General features: G+C 63.3%; 22 protein-coding genes and 1 pseudogene. 16 read left to right on the top strand and 7 right to left on the bottom strand.

Annotation, left to right across the window (positions count from 1 at the left end; all coding sequences use genetic code 11):
* Positions 1-99 precede the first annotated feature (99 nt).
* Complete coding sequence (locus tag ACFFJC_RS13860; RefSeq protein ID WP_379488077.1) at positions 100-294, top strand: IS66 family transposase; 195 nt, start codon at positions 100-102, stop codon at positions 292-294.
* On the opposite strand, the pseudogene ACFFJC_RS13855 reads toward ACFFJC_RS13860, so the two are convergent.
* Together ACFFJC_RS13855 and ACFFJC_RS13850 are read right to left on the bottom strand one after the other, a co-directional pair.
* Positions 228-472: pseudogene (locus ACFFJC_RS13855) on the bottom strand (cupin domain-containing protein); the annotation flags it as partial. The gene ACFFJC_RS13860 and the pseudogene ACFFJC_RS13855 overlap by 67 nt on opposite strands.
* Positions 469-1,509, bottom strand: coding sequence for a mannose-1-phosphate guanylyltransferase (locus ACFFJC_RS13850; RefSeq protein ID WP_379488076.1), 1,041 nt, complete (start codon positions 1,507-1,509; stop codon positions 469-471). The gene ACFFJC_RS13850 and the pseudogene ACFFJC_RS13855, both read right to left, overlap by 4 nt.
* A 180-nt stretch (positions 1,510-1,689) precedes the next feature.
* On the opposite strand from ACFFJC_RS13850, the gene ACFFJC_RS13845 reads away from it, so the two are divergent.
* The 6 genes from ACFFJC_RS13845 to ACFFJC_RS13820 all read left to right on the top strand — a co-directional run bounded on the left by ACFFJC_RS13845 (position 1,690) and on the right by ACFFJC_RS13820 (position 6,303).
* Positions 1,690-2,577 carry a replication initiator protein A gene (locus ACFFJC_RS13845; protein ID WP_379488075.1) on the top strand — a complete coding sequence of 296 codons (888 nt, stop codon included), beginning with the start codon at positions 1,690-1,692 and terminating at the stop codon, positions 2,575-2,577.
* A gap of 454 nt (positions 2,578-3,031) precedes the next feature.
* Positions 3,032-3,889: a helix-turn-helix domain-containing protein gene (locus ACFFJC_RS13840; protein WP_379488074.1), complete on the top strand. Its 858-nt coding sequence runs from the start codon at positions 3,032-3,034 to the stop codon at positions 3,887-3,889.
* A 255-nt stretch (positions 3,890-4,144) separates the two neighbouring features.
* Positions 4,145-4,828, top strand: a complete 684-nt coding sequence (locus ACFFJC_RS13835) for an AAA family ATPase (RefSeq protein WP_379488073.1) — start codon at positions 4,145-4,147, stop codon at positions 4,826-4,828.
* Positions 4,825-5,217: a hypothetical protein gene (locus ACFFJC_RS13830; RefSeq protein WP_379488072.1), complete on the top strand. Its 393-nt coding sequence runs from the start codon at positions 4,825-4,827 to the stop codon at positions 5,215-5,217. The genes ACFFJC_RS13835 and ACFFJC_RS13830 overlap by 4 nt, the downstream gene beginning before the upstream one ends.
* Positions 5,218-5,356: 139 nt before the next feature.
* Positions 5,357-5,713 (top strand): ParD-like family protein, encoded by a 357-nt coding sequence (locus ACFFJC_RS13825; protein ID WP_379488071.1) that lies wholly within the window; start codon positions 5,357-5,359, stop codon positions 5,711-5,713.
* Positions 5,710-6,303 (top strand): ATPase, encoded by a 594-nt coding sequence (locus tag ACFFJC_RS13820; protein ID WP_379488070.1) that lies wholly within the window; start codon positions 5,710-5,712, stop codon positions 6,301-6,303. Before ACFFJC_RS13825 ends, ACFFJC_RS13820 begins: the two co-directional genes overlap by 4 nt.
* A 456-nt stretch (positions 6,304-6,759) precedes the next feature.
* Here the strand turns inward: ACFFJC_RS13820 and ACFFJC_RS13815 are convergent, their stop codons facing one another.
* From ACFFJC_RS13815 to ACFFJC_RS13805, 3 genes are read right to left on the bottom strand one after another with little or no spacing between them, the layout of a single operon-like run.
* The gene (locus ACFFJC_RS13815; RefSeq protein ID WP_379488069.1) at positions 6,760-7,209 is read right to left on the bottom strand and encodes a hypothetical protein; all 450 of its coding nucleotides are present in this window, start codon (positions 7,207-7,209) and stop codon (positions 6,760-6,762) included.
* Entirely contained in the window at positions 7,206-7,856 is a 651-nt protein-coding gene (locus tag ACFFJC_RS13810; RefSeq protein ID WP_379488068.1) for a UPF0149 family protein, read from the bottom strand. The genes ACFFJC_RS13815 and ACFFJC_RS13810 overlap by 4 nt, the downstream gene beginning before the upstream one ends.
* A 43-nt stretch (positions 7,857-7,899) precedes the next feature.
* Complete coding sequence (locus ACFFJC_RS13805) at positions 7,900-10,809, bottom strand: Tn3 family transposase (RefSeq protein WP_379488067.1); 2,910 nt, start codon at positions 10,807-10,809, stop codon at positions 7,900-7,902.
* 95 nt (positions 10,810-10,904) lie between these two features.
* On the opposite strand from ACFFJC_RS13805, the gene ACFFJC_RS13800 reads away from it, so the two are divergent.
* From ACFFJC_RS13800 to ACFFJC_RS13790, 3 genes are all read left to right on the top strand, one after another.
* On the top strand, positions 10,905-11,534 hold the full coding sequence (locus tag ACFFJC_RS13800; protein ID WP_379488066.1) for a recombinase family protein: 630 nt from the start codon (positions 10,905-10,907) through the stop codon (positions 11,532-11,534).
* On the top strand, positions 11,531-11,932 hold the full coding sequence (locus ACFFJC_RS13795) for a hypothetical protein (RefSeq protein WP_379488065.1): 402 nt from the start codon (positions 11,531-11,533) through the stop codon (positions 11,930-11,932). The genes ACFFJC_RS13800 and ACFFJC_RS13795 overlap by 4 nt, the downstream gene beginning before the upstream one ends.
* Before the next feature lie 274 nt (positions 11,933-12,206).
* Positions 12,207-13,580 (top strand): IS1182 family transposase, encoded by a 1,374-nt coding sequence (locus tag ACFFJC_RS13790; RefSeq protein ID WP_379488064.1) that lies wholly within the window; start codon positions 12,207-12,209, stop codon positions 13,578-13,580.
* A gap of 562 nt (positions 13,581-14,142) precedes the next feature.
* Here ACFFJC_RS13790 and ACFFJC_RS13785 read toward each other — a convergent pair.
* Positions 14,143-14,298 (bottom strand): hypothetical protein, encoded by a 156-nt coding sequence (locus tag ACFFJC_RS13785; RefSeq protein ID WP_379488063.1) that lies wholly within the window; start codon positions 14,296-14,298, stop codon positions 14,143-14,145.
* A gap of 17 nt (positions 14,299-14,315) precedes the next feature.
* Here ACFFJC_RS13785 and ACFFJC_RS13780 point away from each other — a divergent pair, with 17 nt between their 5' ends.
* The 3 genes from ACFFJC_RS13780 (at position 14,316) to ACFFJC_RS13770 (ending at position 16,315) form a co-directional block, all read left to right on the top strand.
* On the top strand, positions 14,316-14,615 hold the full coding sequence (locus tag ACFFJC_RS13780; RefSeq protein ID WP_379488062.1) for a DUF5983 family protein: 300 nt from the start codon (positions 14,316-14,318) through the stop codon (positions 14,613-14,615).
* A 942-nt stretch (positions 14,616-15,557) separates the two neighbouring features.
* Positions 15,558-15,995: a DUF3768 domain-containing protein gene (locus ACFFJC_RS13775; protein WP_379488061.1), complete on the top strand. Its 438-nt coding sequence runs from the start codon at positions 15,558-15,560 to the stop codon at positions 15,993-15,995.
* Positions 15,995-16,315, top strand: coding sequence for a hypothetical protein (locus tag ACFFJC_RS13770; RefSeq protein WP_379488060.1), 321 nt, complete (start codon positions 15,995-15,997; stop codon positions 16,313-16,315). Before ACFFJC_RS13775 ends, ACFFJC_RS13770 begins: the two co-directional genes overlap by 1 nt.
* Here ACFFJC_RS13770 and ACFFJC_RS13765 read toward each other — a convergent pair.
* Positions 16,306-16,656: an integration host factor subunit alpha gene (locus ACFFJC_RS13765; RefSeq protein WP_379488059.1), complete on the bottom strand. Its 351-nt coding sequence runs from the start codon at positions 16,654-16,656 to the stop codon at positions 16,306-16,308. The two genes, ACFFJC_RS13770 and ACFFJC_RS13765, sit on opposite strands and share 10 nt — an antisense overlap.
* A gap of 233 nt (positions 16,657-16,889) precedes the next feature.
* On the opposite strand from ACFFJC_RS13765, the gene ACFFJC_RS13760 reads away from it, so the two are divergent.
* From ACFFJC_RS13760 to ACFFJC_RS13750, 3 genes are all read left to right on the top strand, one after another.
* Positions 16,890-17,396: a DUF736 domain-containing protein gene (locus tag ACFFJC_RS13760; RefSeq protein WP_379488058.1), complete on the top strand. Its 507-nt coding sequence runs from the start codon at positions 16,890-16,892 to the stop codon at positions 17,394-17,396.
* A gap of 64 nt (positions 17,397-17,460) precedes the next feature.
* Positions 17,461-17,793: a hypothetical protein gene (locus ACFFJC_RS13755; RefSeq protein WP_379488057.1), complete on the top strand. Its 333-nt coding sequence runs from the start codon at positions 17,461-17,463 to the stop codon at positions 17,791-17,793.
* An 809-nt stretch (positions 17,794-18,602) separates the two neighbouring features.
* Positions 18,603-18,938 (top strand): single-stranded DNA-binding protein, encoded by a 336-nt coding sequence (locus tag ACFFJC_RS13750; RefSeq protein ID WP_379488056.1) that lies wholly within the window; start codon positions 18,603-18,605, stop codon positions 18,936-18,938.
* The last annotated feature ends 2 nt before the right edge of the window (positions 18,939-18,940 follow it).

The raw sequence follows: 18,940 nt of genomic DNA, 5'->3' as shown, positions 1-18,940 counted from the left end.
CGATCTTGCCCAACGGGGGTCGTCCACACATGAATCATCTTGGGCTCTCAGGCGCTACCGGTTTTTCGAGGCGTCCAACTGGGACAGGGTCAGATCGCCATGCTCTACGCGATTGAGGACCCGGTCCGCAGCACCTCGGCGGAGCAGCGCCGCGCCGTGCGTGCCGAACAGGCTCGCGTCATCGTCGATGATCTGCACACCAACCTTGAGGCGCGGCTTCGTCAGCTCAGCCAGCATTCCTCCTTCCCCTGCTTGCCCAGGCCCTTCGCCAGTGCTTGGGCATCGCTGGGGTGAACCTGGACTGAGAGCTCTTCGCTGGTGAAGATGTACTTGACCAGCAGCTGAGGCAGGTCCTGTGGCGGCTCGAACCAGATCTCGCCGATGTGCTGCCCGTCCGGCGCGAAAAAGGGCGTCGGGAGCGTGTCGCGTTCCAGGGGTTCTCAACCTGGCGGATTGGCAGGGCGGCGCTCACTGGTTTACAGCTCCCAGCAGCTTGCCGACCTTCTGCGCGCCGGTGGCGGTGGTGATCATGATGTCGTTGCCGTCCACCACGACGTAGACGTCCTCCAGCCCGATGACCGAGACGCGCGGGCCGTCGCTGTCGACCAGCACGTTGCAGCAGTCGACCAGCTCGACATAGCCGCGCACGACGTTGCCGTTGTCGTCCCGCTCGCGCGCGGCGTGCAGGGCCTGCCAGTTACCGATGTCCGACCAACCCATGTCGGCGGGCACCATGGCGGCGCGCTGGGTGTTCTCCATCACCGCGTAATCGACCGACTCGCTCTCGACTGCGGCGAAGGCGTCGGGATGGGGATGGAAGCGCAGGCCTTCGGTGCGACCGTTCTCGACTGACTTGCGCACCGCTTCCAGGATCGCGGGGCGGTGTGTCTCCAGTTCCTTGAGGAAGTCTCCCACGCGGAAGGCGAAGATGCCGCCGTTCCAGGCGTAGATGCCCTCCGAGAGGAACTGCTTGGCCCGTTCGAGATCAGGCTTCTCGACGAACTGGGCAGTGCGATAGCCCTTGTCGCCGATCGCCTCGCCCCGCTTGAGGTAGCCGAAGCCGGTCTCGGGCGCAGTCGCCTCGATGCCGAAGGAGACTAGCCAGCCCTCCTGCGCCAGCTCGGCGGCGGTGCAGGCGGCCTGGGCGAAAGCATCGGCATCGCCGATGTGGTGGTCGCTGGGGCACACCAGCATGACTGCATCCTCCGGCAGGCGTAACGCGGCCAGAGCAATCGCGGCGGCGGTGTTGCGCCCGGTCGGTTCAACGATGATGGTCGCCTCATCGCTGGCATGGCCGAGTTGCGCTTCGACGTGAGCCAGGTGTCCTTTGCCGGTCACCACAATAGGAGCACCGAAGCCGCCAGCGGCCGGGCAACGTAAAAGTGTCGCCTCGAAAAGCGTCGTATCGCCTACGAGGGGCAGGAAGGGCTTCGGCTTCTTGGCTCTGCTTCGGGGCCACAAGCGTGTGCCGCTGCCGCCGCAGAGCACCACTGGAACGATCTGAATCATACCTCCCCCATAATGCTGCAATTGCGAAACCTAGATGATGATGCGCGCACTTGCCACGGGAATGTACTTAGCTCTTCAGATGCCGGGATGAGTCGGCGCGAAGCTGGACACGCCAGGGCTGCAAATTCGTGCTTTCGAGTATGAATTGCCGCTCCCCTTGGAGCATGACATATCCGGCTCATGGTCCGGTCCCTTCCTCAAGGCGAACTCTTCCAACTCGACAGCCCCCTCACCGGAGAGATCCGTGGTGAGCGATCGCTTATGGCGTTTCCGTTCTTCGCGCTCAGCAAGAACGCCTGGATGAAGCCGCTGGCCTACGCCACGTCAGATGTTTCGATAGAGGTGCGGCCGAGCGCGCGGGGAGTGGCGACCATCTACGACAAGGAGATCGTGCTCTACATCGCTTCGCTGATGGCCTCCAAGCTCGAGCAGGGCCTGCCTGTTGCGCAGGATTTCGTGTTCACCGCCCACGACCTGTTCAGCGTCACCGGAGCCAACCATTCGGCGCGCAGTTACACCCGCCTCGCCGATGCGCTGGAGCGGTTGCAGGGCACACAGATCCGTACAAATATCGAGGCGGGCGGCGAAGGCGAGGACGGGTTCTTCTCCTGGCTCTCGGAGGCGCGGCTGCAATACGCGCGTTCGCGCAACGGCGATAAGCGGCTGAAGGCGGTCAAGGTGCGGCTGTGTGACTGGCTGTTCCGGGCCATTCTGCGCGACCGCCAAGTGCTCGATTACGCGGCCACCTACTTCCAGCTCGGGCCGATCGAGCGGCGCATCTACGAGGTCGCGCGCTCGACCTGCGTCGAGGGCGAGGCGCTGGAGATCGATCTGCAGACCTTTCGCTTGCAGATCGGCTTTCAGAACCACCTGGCGAACTTTCGGATGGCGATGCGGCAGATCGCCGCCGAGGATACGGTGCCGGACTATCACCTGCAGCTGGTCGAGGCCCCGCCGGCACCAGGGGCAGCTGGCACCAAAGGCCGCAAGGCCGGACGCGCCAAGGTGATTATCACCAGGCGCCCTGAGCCTCTTCCCGAGCCTAGCGATGACGGACCGGGCGCGTAGCTGCTCTCCCCTTCCCTGCGCACACGACTTAAGGCGTGATTCGGGAAAGCGCTCAATTCCTACTCGAAAGCACGAATTTGCGCGCCGAATTCCTACTCGAAAGCACGAATCTGGGGTCCATTCCTACTCGAAAGCACGAATTTTTTCGACATATCCTACTCGAAAGCACGAACCGTAATGGCTTCCGATGTTGGTTTATTGCTGCGAGAATGGCGGTGCCGGCGTGGGGCCGGGTGATCGGAAAAAGAGGCAGCTGTGACCACATAAAAGAAAGCCCGGCACGAAGGCCGGGCATCCCATTCTGAAGTTGGAGCGACGTCGCCAAACGTCGATCGCAGTCAAACACAGTCAAAGCCTGCTCTCCATACATCAGATCGAACGCCAGTTCAAGGATGCGCGCTTCGCGCCACGGATTTGTTTTGTCTGGTGATGGCCCTCTTCCCTGGAGGGACAAATGGGATTGCACACCCTGGGCGAAGCCCTGAACGGAGCGCTGGCAGGCGCCCTTGCCTATCCGCCCGCGCCCCGGCGCAAAGCAAAGTCAGGAGCACCGCATCCGACGGGTGCGCGGGTCCTGCGCGATAGTGTCGAGGCGGGGACCTTCGAAGAAGTCTTCTTCGTGCCGCCGGCCAAGGGTGAGACCGATCGCATGCTGCGCGCGGCGCGGCGCGGGCTTGATGCCGGGCGCCAGCTGCGCCGCGAGGCACGCCAGGGCCTGCGCGAGTTGACCGCGGCCGAGCGCGTGCTGACCACCCTCACCGCCGCCAGCGTGCGCGTCTTCGAGGAAATCCTCACCCTCGCCCGCCTGAACCGCGGCCGCGTGTTCCCCAGCTATGACCATCTGGCGCAGGCAACCAGCCTGGGCCGTGCGACGGTAGCCCGGGCGCTCGGCATTCTCGAGGCGATCGGGTTTCTGGTGCGCCAGCGACGGTTCAAGCGGATCGAGGCGCAGGGCCCGGGGCCGCGTTACGAACAGACGTCCAATGCCTATCGCCCGATGCTTCCCAAGGGGCTGCAAGCCTATCTGCCCCGCTGGATGCGCCCTGCCCCGCTGCCCGACGACGAGATCCAGCGGCGAGTCGATCAGGACGAGGACATGGAGCATATGCGGGCACAACTGTCCTGCCGCGAATGGGCGCAGGCCACGGCCGACGGCCCCTTGGGCAAAGTGCTGGCGAAGCTGGGGGCGGCACTGGATCGCGCTCTCGAGCATCAGGAGCGCGAGTCTCAAATCCATCCTCAACCGCTACATGATTCCCATAAAAAGAATTCGATGATGAGTTGGCCTAGCCGGCCAACACCTACGGCCTGACGGCCATAACGCGGAAATACACCTCACACTCGAAACAACAGTTCAAACCGGCACCTCGAAGCACCGCTACGCGGTGCAGTGCTCCCAGAGGAAGCAAGCGGCTATGGCAGGCTCGGCCTGAACGCATCGTCATTCGCATACATAAATATCGGAAGGATATCCCTAGTATGTCGATATTCAAGTAATAGGGAAAGCCTTGCGCTATGCATATCCTTTCGATAGCAAGGCTAGGCTATATCCAGGTGGGGTGCGACGATGCCGGCGATTTCAGTAGCCAATCCCAAGGGGGGCGCGGGCAAGACCACCCTCACTTTTGTCCTGGCCTGTGAACTGGCCCGCAGCGGCGCATCCGTCGCCGTGATCGATGCCGATCCCAATGCCATCATCGCAGGCTGGGGACGCAAGCGGGCAGGGCAGGGCAGGGGCACCCCGTTCGAGATTATCGCCGGTCCCAAAGAATCGGAGCTGGTCCGGCTCGTCGATCAGCACACGGCATCGCACGATTTCGTCCTGATCGACCTCGAAGGCACCGCCTCGCGTATGACCTCGCGGGCACTCGCGCGATCGCACCTGGTGCTGATCCCGTTCAATCTCTCCCCGATCGATGCCGAACTGGCCGCCAACGCCGTCGCGCTGATCCAGGAGGAAGCCGAGGCGCTGGGTCGCAACATTCCTTTCCGTCTGGTGCGCAGCCGCGACAACGCGGCAATGCAGACCAAGACCGCACAGCGGATCGTCGCCGCGATCGAGGAAGCGGAGCTGCCTCTGCTGCCGGTCGGCCTGGTCGAGCGCGCCGCCTACCGCGACATCTTCGACTTCGCGCAGACGCTGGAGGAATTGGACGAGACGCGTACCTCGGGCGTCCCGGCGGCGCGCAAGAACGCCTACGAAGTGGCCCGTTCGGTGCTGCAGGCGGTGCAGGAGGAGATCCGGGCATGAGCGGCTACGGCTTCGGCAGGAAACCCGCAGGGCGCAATACGGACGAAAGCGGGGCAGGGGGGGGCGCCGACGCGCCCGAACGCCTGGACTTTACCGGCATCCCGCGCACCCCGGTGAACCTCGATCCCGCGCGCGAGGAAGCCGCCATCCGCCGCGGCGACGCGCTGGGCTTCGTCGATCGCGGCGCTGCCCGCGACATTCAGGCCGACACTAGCGAAGGAGCCCCGAGCACCCGCCGTCGGCGCCGCTCGGCGCAACCGCAGATGAGCGTCTTCATCAAGGGCCCGAAGGACACGCTGGAGTGGTTCATCGAATACACGAACCAGCAGGGCCACCGTTCCTACTGGGAAGCGCTTGAGGAGTTCCGGTCGCTAGTCGAGAGCAAGTGAGAGGATCGGAAATGGATAGGATATTTATAATATATCCTTTTGATATGTGAAAGTGATTGTCCAGAGAGATCTCAAACCGGAAATTCATAACGCTTGAGCGCTGGTAGCAAAATGCTACCCTTTGTGCTGGAGGCGTGCCATGGCTCAATCCATCAAGCTCAGCGACGACATCATGAGGATCGTGCGCCGGGAGTCCGAGCTGCAGAGCCGCTCCATCGCCGGCCAGATCGCCCATTGGGTGCGCATCGGTCGTGCCATCGAGAAGTCGGGCAACTTCGATCACGCCCGCATCACCGCCGCGCTTGCCGGTGAGATCGAGACGACTGCGCTCACCGACGAGGAGAAGGACGTCTGGCTCGACAGCTTCGTCGAGCAGATGAGCCGGCCCGGACCCGGCGAGGAAGCCTTCTACGCCCGGCGACGGCAGCTTGGGCTAGGCGTTGGCCTGGATGACGCCGGCAATCTCGTGCGCGAGACCGCCACTGGCAAGGCATGACGCCGGCGATGGTCGTGCTGGCCGGGCCTAACGGGGCCGGCAAATCGACGCTTTACCAGACCCGCGTGGCGCCGGGCTTTGCCGGGCCGTTCATCAATGCCGACGTGATCCAGCGCGACGAGCTGCGTGATCCTTCGCCGGCCGCGTCCTACGAAGCGGCCAGGATCGCGGCGCAGCGCCGGGCCGATCATCTCGCATGTCGCCGCGATTTCGTGACCGAGACCGTCTTCTCGCATCCTTCCAAGCTCGCGCTGATCGACGATGCGCGCGCCGCAGGGTTCACCATCATCGTGATGCATGTGGGCGTCGAAACCCCGGACCTGTCGGTCGCCCGGGTCGGCACGCGCGTGGAGGAGGGCGGGCATCTCGTTCCCGAGGACAAGATCCGCACCCGCTGGATCCGCAGCGCGCCATTGATCCGTGCTGCCGTGCTTAAGGCCGATCGCGGCCTGGTGTTCGACAATTCCCGTCTCAACCAGGCGCCCGACCATTGCCTGACTTTCGCACGTGGCCGCCTGACCTTCGCGTTGCCGCGCCTGCCGGGGTGGATCCGGTCGGCTTACGAGGCCGACCTTGCCCTCCCGGGCTAGGTGTAGGCGCTTGCAATCATGTCGATGTCTGCTCGCAAACAGCCTGATTTCCTGCTCACGCTATCTGCCACTGGCGGGGAGCGTCCTGCTCGAATTATCTGCCAGCGTGCTCGCCATTATCCGGCGCTGCTTGCAAACGGGGGGTTGTGCTCACGCTCCCTACCAATGGGTTCTCCAAACCCGTCGCCGGCAGCCGCTTTTACGAAGCGGGTTTCCAGAACAGTTCTGACAAGCGGCGGACCGCGGAAATGGGTTGCGATCATGGTTCGTTGGTAAAGTCATCGGAAAGGAAGGTTTTTTGCGAACAGCGGCCGGCGCATAGAAGAGGCCCCGATATGCGCTTGCGACTGAATGAGCTGAACCGCGCCGGCGCAATCGTCCCGATTGGGATCGAATTTGGGGTCAGTTCCGGCAGGGGGCGAAATGACACCCTAAGCGATCGGTCAAGGATTTTTGCTATCGCAGCCGCGCAGGTTCAGCGATTTCATCAGCTTCTCCGGGGGTCGCATAGACCTCCTCGCGGATGATGCGATTGGTGATTTCGAGGAGATGTGCGGAGAGAGCCTCGCTGAGCTCCTCGAACTCTGGCCACAGGACTTTATTGATGAAACTGACGGGCGCATGGACGATCACGGTCTGGCGATGCATGCGTGAATAGCGGAACGGCTTGAGACCATAGCGCCTGCAGAGGGCGGTAAAGAGCTGTCGGGACCACGGGTCGGGAATGGAGAACTTGAACTCTTCCGACGTTTCGCGGCGGCTCGTTTCGGTGAACTGACGCCTGATACGTTCTGCGGCGGCACCGGCTGCGGCCTTTTCACCTGCCGTGGCGGCGCCGGCGAACAGCGCTTCGATCTTGCGCAGCTTTTCGCGAAGACGCAGCTCCGCATCCAAATTCTGGTTCAATGCCGAGTTCCCAACGGCGTCGTGATACCGGGGAGGCCTTGGGCGCGCGCCCGCGTACAGGCCAGAACCGCAGCATGAATCTCGGTCTCCATGATCTCGGTCATCACACGCAAATGCTTGATCGTCTCTTTAATCTGCCCGCGATCTTCAGGTTCATCCTTCGTGCGTTCGATGAGATCGGCGACTCCGGCCATCATTGCTCTGATTTCTCCGAGGTGCGTAACCGCTTCATGTGCGCGTTCGGGTAGCCCGGCTTCTTCTTCGCCATTGAACAGCCCTTCGACGAAACCTTCGACTTCCTGCGCACGGACCATGCCCAGATTACCCAGATTGGCGCTGGTCGGCTCCAGCGGAACACCAGTAGCTCGAAATGGCTTCTTTGGGTCCTGATGGTCGGCCAGTTCATTCCACAACCCCATGACTAGGGCGTTTAGCAGCGTATTGGCGTCATCCACGCTGTCGAACTCGGGCAACGCTCCACCCCACAGGGCGGCGATGACCGCCATGGGTTGCACGGCGGGATCGGGACAGGCGATGTTGCCCAGCAACCGCGTCCTCACTTCGTGGTAAGGAACCGGACAGTCATGCTTGTCAAGCAGGGCGCGGATCGCACGTTCGGTTGGCGGTTTATCCTTGGACTGGCCCATCGTACTTTCTTGCAGATACAGATCATAGATTTACCGGACAATTTTATACCGGCTCAACTCCCTTGGGCCAGCGGTATTCGCCGGTGAGCAGGATATGAGCCCATCCCAGCGGCGAGATGTGCGCGAGCAATTCAGGCGGGACGTCGAGACCATCCCGTCGGCGCATGTCGACAGGCTTACCAAGGTGGAGCGTGTTCCAGTAGATGATAATGGCCGCGAGCAGATTGAGCCCCGCGATCCGATAATGCTGGCCTTCGCTGGTCCGATCCCGGATCTCGCCCTGGCGGCCGATGCGCAGCGCATTCTTGAGGGCGTGATGCGCCTCGCCTTTGTTGAGGCCGATCTGTGCCCGCCGCTGCATGTCAGCATCAAGAATCCAGTCGATCAGGAACAACGTCCGCTCGACCCTGCCAACCTCGCGCAGCGCGAGGGCCAGATCGTTCTGCCGGGGATAGGACACCAGTTTGCGGAGCAACTGGCTGGGGGTGATCCTGCCGCCGTTGACCGTTGCGACGCTGCGGAACAGATCGGGCCAGTTGGCGACGACGATGTCCTTGCGTATTTTACCGGCGACGAGTTTTCGTAGTTCGGTCGGCGTCGCCCTCGGATCGAACACGTAGAAGCGCCGGGAGGGCAGGTCGCGGATGCGCAGCACGAGCCGGCGATCGAGAAGTGCACTCAGTCCAAAAACATGGTCGGTATAGCCCGCCGTATCGGCAAACTGTTCCGTCACCTGTCTGCCGGCCTCGTTCATCAACAGGCCGTCCAGAATATAGGGAGCCTCGCTCACCGTGGCCGGGATGGTCTGCGAGGCGAAGGGCGCGAATTGGTCGCTGACATGGGTATAGGCCTTGAGACCCGGCTCCGATCCATACTTGGCATTGATCGTATTCATCGCCTCGCCCTGCCGTGCGGTCGGGAAAAACTGGCCATCGCTGGACGCGCTGGCGCCCATGCCCCAGTGCGCTACCATAGACAGTTTGCCCTGGGCGGCGACGACCATGGCCAAAGCCTGGTTCATGGCCTCGCTTTCCACGTGCCAGCGGGCAAGCCGTGACAGTTTCCAATAATCATGAGTGTTCGAAGCCTCGGCCACCTTGCGCAAGCCGAGATTCAGGCCTTCGGCGAGCAGGACGTTGAGCAGGCCTATGTTGTCCTCGCACGGTGCGCCGGTTCGCAGGTGAGTGAAAGCCTCCGTGAAGCCGATTTCCGCATCGACCTCGATGAGGATGTCCGTTATTCTGGCCGGAGGCAGACGGCGATAAAGGTCGAGGATGAGTTCCTCGGCTTCATCCGGGACAGCGGCGCTGAGCCGATCGATCCGAAGTTCACCGTCTTCGATGCTTCCGTGGGGGATCGTGCCGTCACGGGCGGCGGCTCCGAGCCGCTTCAGGCCCTCTTCCAGTCGCCTAGTTCGATCTTCAAGCCAGGCCTGAGGATCGCGTGGCAAGGTCAATCGACTCATTTGTTCCTGCGCCATCGCCCAGGGCAGCAGCACTTGCGTGATATCGCCGTAGCGTCGGGAATGCGCCAGCCACATGTCCCCGGACCGGAAGGCGTCACGCAAATGGAACAGAACAGCGACTTCCCGAAGGCGGCCATCCCCGGCCTCCTGACCCTTGAGGTGCCGGCGCCATTTCGAATTGGGACGCAGAAAATCGATGCCAGGGTGAACTGACGACCGCGTATCGCCGACTGCCATTGCCGCTGCAAGAAGCGGCTTTGCTATGGGGGCGCAACCGATCCTGAGGCATCGTAGCATACGTGGGGCATAGCGGCGGAAACGATGGTATCCGCGCCCGACATGGGCGAGCGGTTCTTCAGCCATTGTCGAACTCAACTGCGCTGCGATAGCCACCCAGTCGTCGAGCCTGGCCCATTCCGGCGATTGCGTCAGTGCCGTTTCTATCGGCACGCCATCGTTGCGAGCCTCTATCATGGCCGTTCCCAGCGTGGTGAAAGCGCGCAGCGTATCGGTGACGGTTGTTCGGGCGTCGCCGATGCGGGCTTCGTGTACTTGTTTCGCTTCCCGCCAGGTTTTACCCACGATGCGGTCATGGGTTTCCACGACCGCATCGGCGATAGCCGCTTCCCATTCAATTACACAAGCGGCGAGGATAGCCAGGCGCCGGTTTACGCCGATATCGCGCACACCATCGGTGAAGTAACGTTCCCCCTGCCGGCGTAGCCGCGCAACCCGGTGTGTCGGAACCCCTGCCAGGCCCTCTACCGGCAAACCAATGCCCTGCAGGAATTCAAGCCGATCCAACAGGCGGTTCGCTGCCGTCGAGTTATGACCCACCTCAAATTTGCGCAACCAGACGAACCGGCTGACATTTCCGGGCATGGTCTCGGTCAGCAGCGTGTTCAGGCGTTTACGCATGTCAGCATCAAGCCGACCGGCGATACGCGTTTCAATGTGGCCCTCCGCTGCAACCAGTGCATCAGCACATAATCGCTCGATCGTCGATGTCGCCGGAAGGATGATCTTCGTTTCGCGACAACGTGCTATGAAGCGGCGCGCCAGATCCTCATTCGAATGGGCCTGTTCGGCTTCTGCGACCAGCCACTGCCGAAAGGCTCGTGCATGGGGGCCTCGTCCTGGGAACATGCGGTAGCCATAGATGCGACGCAGCGCTTCCATGTGTTGCTGCCGGGTCTGACGACGGACGGCATAGTGAACGAGCGCCTCACCCGGGATACCGAGCTGGGCACCCAAAAAGACCGAGATGGTCTGTGGGATCAGTTCGCCCGGAGCAAGGGCGCGTCCGGGATAGCGCAGCGCACATAGCTGAAGGGCGAAGCCGATCCGGTTTTCCGCACGTCGCCTGCGCTCGATATGGATCAGATCATCGTCGGCCAGGATATAATGTCGCAATAGCGAAGCTTCGTCGGCGGGGAGGTCGAGCAATGCCGAGCGCTGACGCGCTGTCAGGATATGGCGTCTTGACACAAGCGCATTGTCCCAGTTGATCAGAAGTCTGTTTTGGACAACATTGACCCCATGCAGATCAAGGCTTTTCGAGGCCTAAATCCAGAGGGGTTCAATTGGGACAGCGCGCCGCCATCTACGCAAGGGTCTCAACCGCCGACCAGTCGTGCGAGCGACAACTGCGCGACCTTGCCGCCTTTGCCGAACGGGGCGGCTATGAAGTCGTGGAAGTGTTCCGTGAGACAGCCTCCGGCATGAAGGCCAACCGCTCGGCACGTAACCAGGTCATGAAGCTGGCCCAAGCGCGCCACATCGATGCGATCCTCGTCACTGAACTTAGCCGCTGGGGACGTTCGACCCAGGACCTGCTCGATACGCTCAACCGGCTGTCGGGCTGGCGCGTGTCGGTGGTAGCGATGAGCGGCATGACGTTTGAGGTCGACACGCCACATGGGCGGATGATGGCTACGATGCTGGCTGGCATCGCGCAGTTCGAGCGCGACATGCTCAGCGAGCGTGTCCGTTCCGGCCTCGCGGCAGCACGGGCGCGGGGGCGCAAGCTCGGACGGCAAACGGGGCAGCGCCCCAAGTCCGATCGGCTTGGACTCAAAGTGCTGGCGCTGGTTGAAGAGGGACGCAGTTATCGTTGGATCGCTCGCGACCTTGGCCTGAGCAAGAATACAGTCGCTGCAATCGTCGGGCGGGCGAGAGCGGATGGCGCTCCCAACGAGGAAATAGCGGCATGACAAAAGCGCCGCCACGCCTGCCGCCTGATCCACGGCGCAAGGTACGCTTCCGTGAGATCGCTCGCGGCATCGTCGCCAAAGATCGCCATGACCGCAAATATGGTTACACTGTCGACACCGCTGGCGCTATCGCACAGGCGCTGGAGCGCGCCTATCGTGAAGGTGTGCGAGACGGTCCAACAATTAGCACCACGGTGCATGAGCAGCCCGATACAACGGGTCCTCTCGAATGGGCGATGATCCCTCCCGACCCAGGGATGCCTTCTGGAGCATCTGCTTGTTTTTTCTTGGCCGGGAAGCCGATGACACGCGGAATGGGTATCTGGAGCCCGCGCTCACCGAGCGCGGAACGCCGGGATGGACGATGGTCGTGCCCGGGCGAAACCGGGAAAAAGTGATCGGTGATCGTACCATTGGCCCTCTCATCCGACTTGGGCTCCTTGTGCATTCATCGGACGGGCCTGTCCGCCTTCATGTCACTGAGCGTGGACAGGACACATGGCGACTTTTTTGCCAGCGGGGTGGGCGTTACCCCGAGGATCTGACCGACATTTGATCGCCGCCACTCCTTAGTTTGGAGTGGCAGCTTTCGCCCGATGCCGTTGAAAAAGTCGGCCTTGCAGTCGCGGTGAAGCTCGGATTCAGCTTTGTAATGCTGAAGGACACCAAGCGATGATGGGCGAGCGCCGGGTGGCGCAGGATGCCTTGTTCTACGAGTTCAGCCTGGATCGGCACGTGCCTGCCGATCATCTGCTGCGATCGATCGATCGGTTCGTGGACCTGTCGGAGATACGCCAGCACCTGCGAGGGTTTTACAGCGCGATGGGCCGTCCCTCGATCGATCCCGAGTTGATGCTGCGCATGCTGATCGTGGGCTACTGCTTCGGGATCCGCTCCGAGCGCCGCTTGTGCGAGGAGGTACACCTCAACCTGGCTTACCGCTGGTTCTGCCGCCTGGGTCTGGACGGCGACGTGCCGGATCACTCGACCTTCTCCAAGAACCGCCATGGCCGCTTTCGCGAGAGTGATCTGTTCCGCCAGCTGTTCGAAGCGACCGTGCGGTGCTGCATCGACGAAGGACTGGTTGGAGGCGACGGCTTCGCTGTCGATGCCAGCCTGATCCGGGCCGAGGCCAATCGGCAGACCTATGTCGAAGGGACGCAGGGCCTTGCGACCGATCAGCCGCGGCGGGCCGTCGAGGAGTACCTTGCCGTTCTCGACGATGCCGTCTTTGGTGGCGCAACTCCGGTCGAACCCAAGCGGGTCTCGCCTGTCGATCCGGCGGCACGCTACACCTCCGCGCACGGCGGACGCGCGGATTTCTGCTACTCCACCAACTACCTGATCGACGTCGACAATGCCGTGATCGTGGATGTCGAGGCGAGCACGGCGATGCGCCAGGCGGAGGTGACCGCGGCCAAGCGGATGATCGAGCGGTCAGCCGATCGCCATGGCCTGTGGCCCCGCAAGCTGATTGGCGACACCGGCTACGGCTCTGCCGGCATGCTCGCCTGGCTCGTGCACGAGCGTGCCATCGAGCCGCACGTGCCCGTCTTCGACAAGTCCGCCAGGAGCGATGGCGCGTTCGAGCGCAGCGCGTTCGCCTTCGACCACGAGGATGACAGCTACGTGTGCCCGGCAGGCAAGCGCCTGCGGCCGCGTAACCGCAACTTCGCCTCGCCACGGCCAGAGGCCGACAAGGACGGCTTCATCCGCTACCGAGCCCGGCAGCAGGACTGCAGCAGTTGCGCGCTCAAGCCACGCTGCACACCCATTCTGCCCGCGCGCAAGGTGACCCGCTCGATCCACGAGGGCGCGCGCGACCTCGCCCGGTCCCTGTCGCAAGAGGACGAATGGATCACCTCGCGCCGAGAGCGCAAGAAGGTCGAGATGTTGTTTGCTCACCTGAAACGCATCATGCGGCTCGACCGTCTGCGACTACGTGGTCCCAACGGCGCCCGAGACGAGTTCCACCTCGCTGCTGCCGCTCAGAACCTGCGCAAGCTCGCCAAGATCAGCCAGGCCAGACAACCTGCAAGAGCCTGAGAGCCGGCAGCTCCGCTCGTCCTCAAACATCGTGGCTGTCCGCTATCTCAGCAGGCGACTTTTTCAACGGCATCGCCCCATTGCGGACATGAGACACTCAGTCCAAACTGCAGGAATGGCTCGTCCCGAAGACAAACAACAGCGCATGGAAGTTCGCCGCTCTATCGGCAACAGGAAGGTGCCGGGGCCGTATGTCGCGCCTTACCATCGTGGCCCTGATTATCTGATAGCGCATGCTTGTTGATTGCCGAAAGGCTTGGAAGCGTTCCGGAGACCGAGACCATAGTTGCCCAGAATGCAGTAAATCGCTTGCTCTGATGGGGCGCACCTTTCGCACACCAACAAAGCGCGAAGGTGATCAATGGGAAAAAGTCCGCAGGTTATGGGATGCCGGGTTTCGTTTCTGGAGCTATCGGAGCTTTCCTGATGCAGAACCGTTCCCCGCCCAACTTCGTGAAGTCGATGCCTTCATCGCGCGGAACACCGAACATCCTATGAGGACCAAGACCTAAGTCCACTCTCCACCCCTTATTGTCGTTTCGCTTAGGGTGTCATTTCGCCCTCAGCCGGAACCGACCCCTTCTTCCTCAGCTCTCGCGAGATCTGGGTCAAGCCTGGCGCGCTCGCCCTGACGATCGACAACGACCAGGCCGCATTCCGCATCGACGGCGAGCCCGCATAGCGCCGCGATTACCGCGGCCGAGACACGATCCTTCACTCTGACAGGAAACAGACATGGAACTGGCAACGATGCTGGTGCTCAGCACCGCGCACATGAGCATGACCACCGCAGGCGACTGGATCGCCCGCTGCCCATGGGCATGCTTCGAAAAGGGCGACTATGGCTGGTTCATGTACGTCTGCGATGACGCCTCGATCACCGAGGCCCACGACATACCCCTCGAAATCCGCTCCGCGATCCACGTCGCCCGTCGCGAGCGCTGCGAATGGATCATGTGGGACTGCGACGGACCTATCCTCGACGAGCTGCCCGAGTATGACTGGGACACCGCCGGCGTGATGGTGCCGGCATGATCGGTGTTGCCAAAGCGAGACCGGGCGAGAACGGGAGCGGGATCGACTACCTGGCGATGCCTCGCGCGCCGACGGTGCTCTCCTACGGCGTGGGCGTCGACTCGACCGCGCTCCTGCTCGAGCTGGTCAGCCAGGGCCGGCCTCCCGATCTCGTTCTCACTGCCGATCCGGGCGCCGAGAAACCCGAGACCTACGCTTACCTCAAGCTGATGCGAGAATGGATGGTCGCCCGCGACATCCCGTTCCACGTCGTGCGCTACGTCACCAAGCGCTTCAAGAATTACCCGCCTTATGCGGACCTTGCCGGGAGCCTGCTGACCAACGGTTGCCTGCCAAGCATAGCATTTTCGCGCCACAGTTGCAGCTTGAAATACAAGGCCGCTCCGCAGGAGGCGTTCATCAAGGCGTGGCAGCCGGCGATCGACGCCTGGAACCGCGGCGAGAAGGTCATCCGCTACATCGGCTACGACGCCGGCAAGCGCGACACCCAGCGCTATGCCCATGCCGCCACGATCGACGATCCCTTGTTCGCCAACACCTATCCGCTCCGCGAATGGCGATGGGACCGCGAGGCCTGCGAAGACCGCATACGGGCCGAAAGCCTGCCGGTCCCGCCCAAGAGTTCCTGTGTGTTCTGCACCGGGATGAAGCCCGACGAAGTGCGCGCTCTGCCTGTCTACTGGCTGCGCATGATCGTGCTGATCGAGGCGCGCGCCGCCCCTCGATTGAGGACCGTCGAGGGCCTCTGGCGCAAGTCGACGAAGACGAAGCCGGGCCGCATGACCGATTTCATCCGCGCAGAACGGCTACTGCCGGAGGCCGAAATCGACACGATCATCGCTTCGGCGCCGCCCGACCTCGTTCGTTTCCAGGAAGCGGCCGCGGCCGAGCCGCTCGGCACCCGGCCCACTCTCGCAACCTGGCTCGAGCGATTCCACGCTCATGACCATCTCGCCGCCTCACCAGGGGCAAAGGAGGAGAGGGACGGCGCAAGGTCGACGCAGCCGCACGAAGGAGACGCGCATGCTCGACCGAAATCTCACCCGAACCCAGACCATCGCTCGCCTCAACGACCGGGCACGACTTGGCCTCGACCGAACCGCCACCATCGTCGTCACCTCGACGCTGCTGGCTTACCTGAGCGACGGAACCGCAAAAAGCTTTGTCCTGGCACGAGCGAGAACACTGCAAGCCGCCCGCAACTGCAGCTTCAACGAAGACTCGCCCGAACGCGACTTTGCTGCCTTCGAGATCGACGGCATCGGCTGCTTTCTCAAGGTCGACTGCTACGACCAGGACCTGCAGTATGGCTCGGAAGATCCGGCCGATGCCTCCATCACCCGGCGCGTCGTCACCATCATGGCACGGGAAGACTACTGATGAGCCGACACGAACTCATCCCCCTCCCGGACACCCACGCCATCGGTGGCGCCGTCGGTTGGGATCGCCCGCTCCAGACCTTCTTCGCGCAGGTCTACCGCATCGAAAACGGCGAAGAGACCGCCTTCATCTGGGAAGGCCTCGACTTCCGTGAGTTGAAGACGCCCGCCGAGGCACTGCGTGTCGTAGCGCCCTATTGCGCTCTGCCCGAAGGGCTCGCGCAAGCTCTGGAAGTCGATCGCCTGAAGACGTCCGGGACGTGGGACGGCGCCGCGCAACTCGATGCGAAGCGGTTCATGAACGGCCGTAATCAGACCTGAACGAGCTCGCGCGGCGCGGCCATCTTGGCAGGACTGTCGTCCTGCACTGGACGCACAATGCGCTCCTTCAGCTTGGGGCTGGCCCGAAACGTCAGCACCCTTCGCGGGGCAATCGCATGCTCTTCCCCCGTCTTGGGGTTACGTCCAAGACGCAGACCCTTGTCGCGCAACAGGAACGTGCCGAAACCGGAGATCTTCACGTTCTCACCCGAAGCAAGCGCATCGCTCATGTGCGCCATGATCTTCTCGACCATGGCGAATGAGTCCGCCTTGGAGAGACCCACCTTCCGGTGAATCGCCTCTGCGATGCAGAGCCGCGTGAGATTGCCCGAAACGCGCATTGCTTGCTCGCCCCCTCAATATGGACCGTTGATCCCATACAGCATTCCACGCGCGCCTGAAACGCCGCCCGCGACGCGAAGCCTGGTCCCGCACCGACGACGCCCCGGCCTGAAGTGGCCGGAGCGGATACGCGCGCCGAGCGCGCGGGCCGGGCCGGGAGCGGCCCGGGGGAGGAGGGGGAAGGAGGAGGGTGGTCCCGGACAATGGGTTCGGGCGTATCTGGAGACGTGGCATGAGCATGAACATCGGCAATTTGAAGCTGAACGAGCAGGGCACCCCGGTCGGCCGCATCGTGACGCTGACCGTCAACGCAGTGATCGCACTGCGCCCGGTGCAATCCAACCACGAGCGCGCGCCCGCGTTCGACATCATGGGCCTTTCGGGCGACCGCCGCACCTGGGTGAAGATCGGCGCGGTCTGGGAATACACCGCCAACGACACCGGCGAGAGCTTCTGGTCGGGGCGGTTCGACGATCCTTCGCTCGCCCGCCCGATGGACGTGGCCCTCTTCCGGCAGGAGGACGGCAGCTTCAACGTCAGCTGGCGCCGTCCGCAGCGCAAGCGCGAGCTGCCCGCACTCGGCAGCGACGACGCGCTCCCGCCGATGCCCGCCGCTGACACCGGTGATACGCCGGGCGACACCGGCACCCCCGCCACGGGCGACGGCCTTGGCGAGAGCACCGCACCCGCGCCCAAGGGCCGCTCCGGCAGCAAGGACAAGGAGCTCGCGCCGGCCTGATCGACAACCCCTCGCGCCGGGCGGGTCACCGCCCGGCGTCCCCTTCGTACAGGAGTACCTCCGCATGACCCCTCAAATCGCCGCCCTACGCATCGCGCGCAGCATCGTCAGTGTCGAAGCCGACCTCGATCGACTGCTCGTCAACGCAAGCGGCCTGCTCGGTGAGATCGCCGCAGCTCGCGTCGCCACCGGCGTCGACGCACACACGATGCAGCAATCGATCGCTCGCATCGCAAACCTGCAGCGGGCCATGGTCGAGGGCCGCTCCGAGCTGGTGCGCGCCCACCGCGACCTGTCCAGAGCCGCGCAGACGATGGACATCGGCCTGCAATGCCCGACCGCTGCATCTCTGCGCGCCGACGAAGTATCGCAGGAGCGCGCCAGCGCGCTCGCCTGAACCGCTAGCGAGGCGCGACAGTCCTCGACCCGCTCATCAGGGGTGCTGATGAACGCCCAGGATTCCGGGGCCTGAAACGGAATCTGAGGATCGCGACTAGCCTCACGGCGCGCGGGTTCGATCCGACAGACAAGCGCGCCTGCGATGCTGCAGCGTCGCGAGAAAGGCTCGTCACCCAGCTCCCCTTGAGTGATGAGCCTTTCTTTTTGCCTAGTGCTCACGCGAGCACCGGGATGGCGCCGGCAGCGCTGCACCGCCTGGAGGTTGGCCGGCACCGTGTCCCCGCGAAGATCGCCGGTCACGCGGTCGGCCTTGAGGACCGGCGGGCGTGGGCAGCCGATGACCACGAGCATATCGCCCGATGGCTCCTCACGCCCACGCCGCCGCCGAGCGGTGCCGTGTTCCTCCCTCCTGGACCTGCCGCTCGTGATCCCCTCCTGTAGTTGCGAATGAGGACGAGAGGTCTCGTGTCGGTGCCAGCTCGCTGAGCGCGGGCTTCCACGCGACATGTCGTCGCGGGCGACAGGGTCCTCACTCGGACAGCACCGGACCAGACGTCGTTCAGGCCCCACAACAGCCTCCAGAGAGACCCGGTGGTCCGACCGCCTCGGTAGTGCCCCTTGCCCCTGTTCGGGGACCGACCCAACCCCCGGCGTCCCGGGCCGAGTTGCCCGCGTGCCGCGGGCTGCCCGCACCACCCCGGTCCTTAGGGGTTCCCCTTCGCTTCGCTCCGGTGGGCCGGCCCCCGCCCAGGGGCTCATCAGGGGCACCGGCGGACGAACCACCGGATCAACTGGAGGCTTAGGATCATGAACAACGTCAACCTTGTCGGTCGCCTTGCCAAGGACCCTGTCGCCCGCGACGGCCGCGAAACCCGCATCACCGAGATCACCCTCGTGACCGAACGTCCCCGCATCCGCGACGGCAAGGTCGAGAAAGACCCCGAGACCGGCTACCCGGTCAAGGACGCCGAGTTCCACAAGGTCACCATCTTCAACGGCGCCGGCATGGGCGTGCGCAGCCATAAGAAGAAGGGCGACATGCTCGCGGTCACCGGCCGCATCCACTACACCCGCTGGACCGACAAGGAAGGCCAGACCCGCTACGGCTGCGAGATCATCGCCGAGGACATCGAGTTCCTCTGAAC

Origin of the sequence: Novosphingobium soli, from assembly GCF_042432915.1 — a bacterium.
Lineage (GTDB): Bacteria > Pseudomonadota > Alphaproteobacteria > Sphingomonadales > Sphingomonadaceae > Novosphingobium > Novosphingobium soli.
Note: the sequence above shows the minus strand (reverse complement) of the source record. Positions and strands in the feature narration are given on the sequence as shown.

Bases quoted from the DNA above. Each gene is read 5' to 3' on its own strand.
- ACFFJC_RS13860 (WP_379488077.1), top strand. From the start codon at position 100: ATGCTCTACGCGATTGAGGACCCGGTCCGCAGCACCTCGGCGGAGCAG.
- ACFFJC_RS13850 (WP_379488076.1), bottom strand. From the start codon at position 1,509: ATGATTCAGATCGTTCCAGTGGTGCTCTGCGGCGGCAGCGGCACACGC.
- ACFFJC_RS13845 (WP_379488075.1), top strand. From the start codon at position 1,690: ATGGTCCGGTCCCTTCCTCAAGGCGAACTCTTCCAACTCGACAGCCCC.
- ACFFJC_RS13840 (WP_379488074.1), top strand. From the start codon at position 3,032: ATGGGATTGCACACCCTGGGCGAAGCCCTGAACGGAGCGCTGGCAGGC.
- ACFFJC_RS13835 (WP_379488073.1), top strand. From the start codon at position 4,145: ATGCCGGCGATTTCAGTAGCCAATCCCAAGGGGGGCGCGGGCAAGACC.
- ACFFJC_RS13830 (WP_379488072.1), top strand. From the start codon at position 4,825: ATGAGCGGCTACGGCTTCGGCAGGAAACCCGCAGGGCGCAATACGGAC.
- ACFFJC_RS13825 (WP_379488071.1), top strand. From the start codon at position 5,357: ATGGCTCAATCCATCAAGCTCAGCGACGACATCATGAGGATCGTGCGC.
- ACFFJC_RS13820 (WP_379488070.1), top strand. From the start codon at position 5,710: ATGACGCCGGCGATGGTCGTGCTGGCCGGGCCTAACGGGGCCGGCAAA.
- ACFFJC_RS13810 (WP_379488068.1), bottom strand. From the start codon at position 7,856: ATGGGCCAGTCCAAGGATAAACCGCCAACCGAACGTGCGATCCGCGCC.
- ACFFJC_RS13795 (WP_379488065.1), top strand. From the start codon at position 11,531: ATGACAAAAGCGCCGCCACGCCTGCCGCCTGATCCACGGCGCAAGGTA.
- ACFFJC_RS13790 (WP_379488064.1), top strand. From the start codon at position 12,207: ATGATGGGCGAGCGCCGGGTGGCGCAGGATGCCTTGTTCTACGAGTTC.
- ACFFJC_RS13780 (WP_379488062.1), top strand. From the start codon at position 14,316: ATGGAACTGGCAACGATGCTGGTGCTCAGCACCGCGCACATGAGCATG.
- ACFFJC_RS13775 (WP_379488061.1), top strand. From the start codon at position 15,558: ATGACCATCTCGCCGCCTCACCAGGGGCAAAGGAGGAGAGGGACGGCG.
- ACFFJC_RS13770 (WP_379488060.1), top strand. From the start codon at position 15,995: ATGAGCCGACACGAACTCATCCCCCTCCCGGACACCCACGCCATCGGT.
- ACFFJC_RS13765 (WP_379488059.1), bottom strand. From the start codon at position 16,656: ATGCGCGTTTCGGGCAATCTCACGCGGCTCTGCATCGCAGAGGCGATT.
- ACFFJC_RS13760 (WP_379488058.1), top strand. From the start codon at position 16,890: ATGAGCATGAACATCGGCAATTTGAAGCTGAACGAGCAGGGCACCCCG.
- ACFFJC_RS13755 (WP_379488057.1), top strand. From the start codon at position 17,461: ATGACCCCTCAAATCGCCGCCCTACGCATCGCGCGCAGCATCGTCAGT.
- ACFFJC_RS13750 (WP_379488056.1), top strand. From the start codon at position 18,603: ATGAACAACGTCAACCTTGTCGGTCGCCTTGCCAAGGACCCTGTCGCC.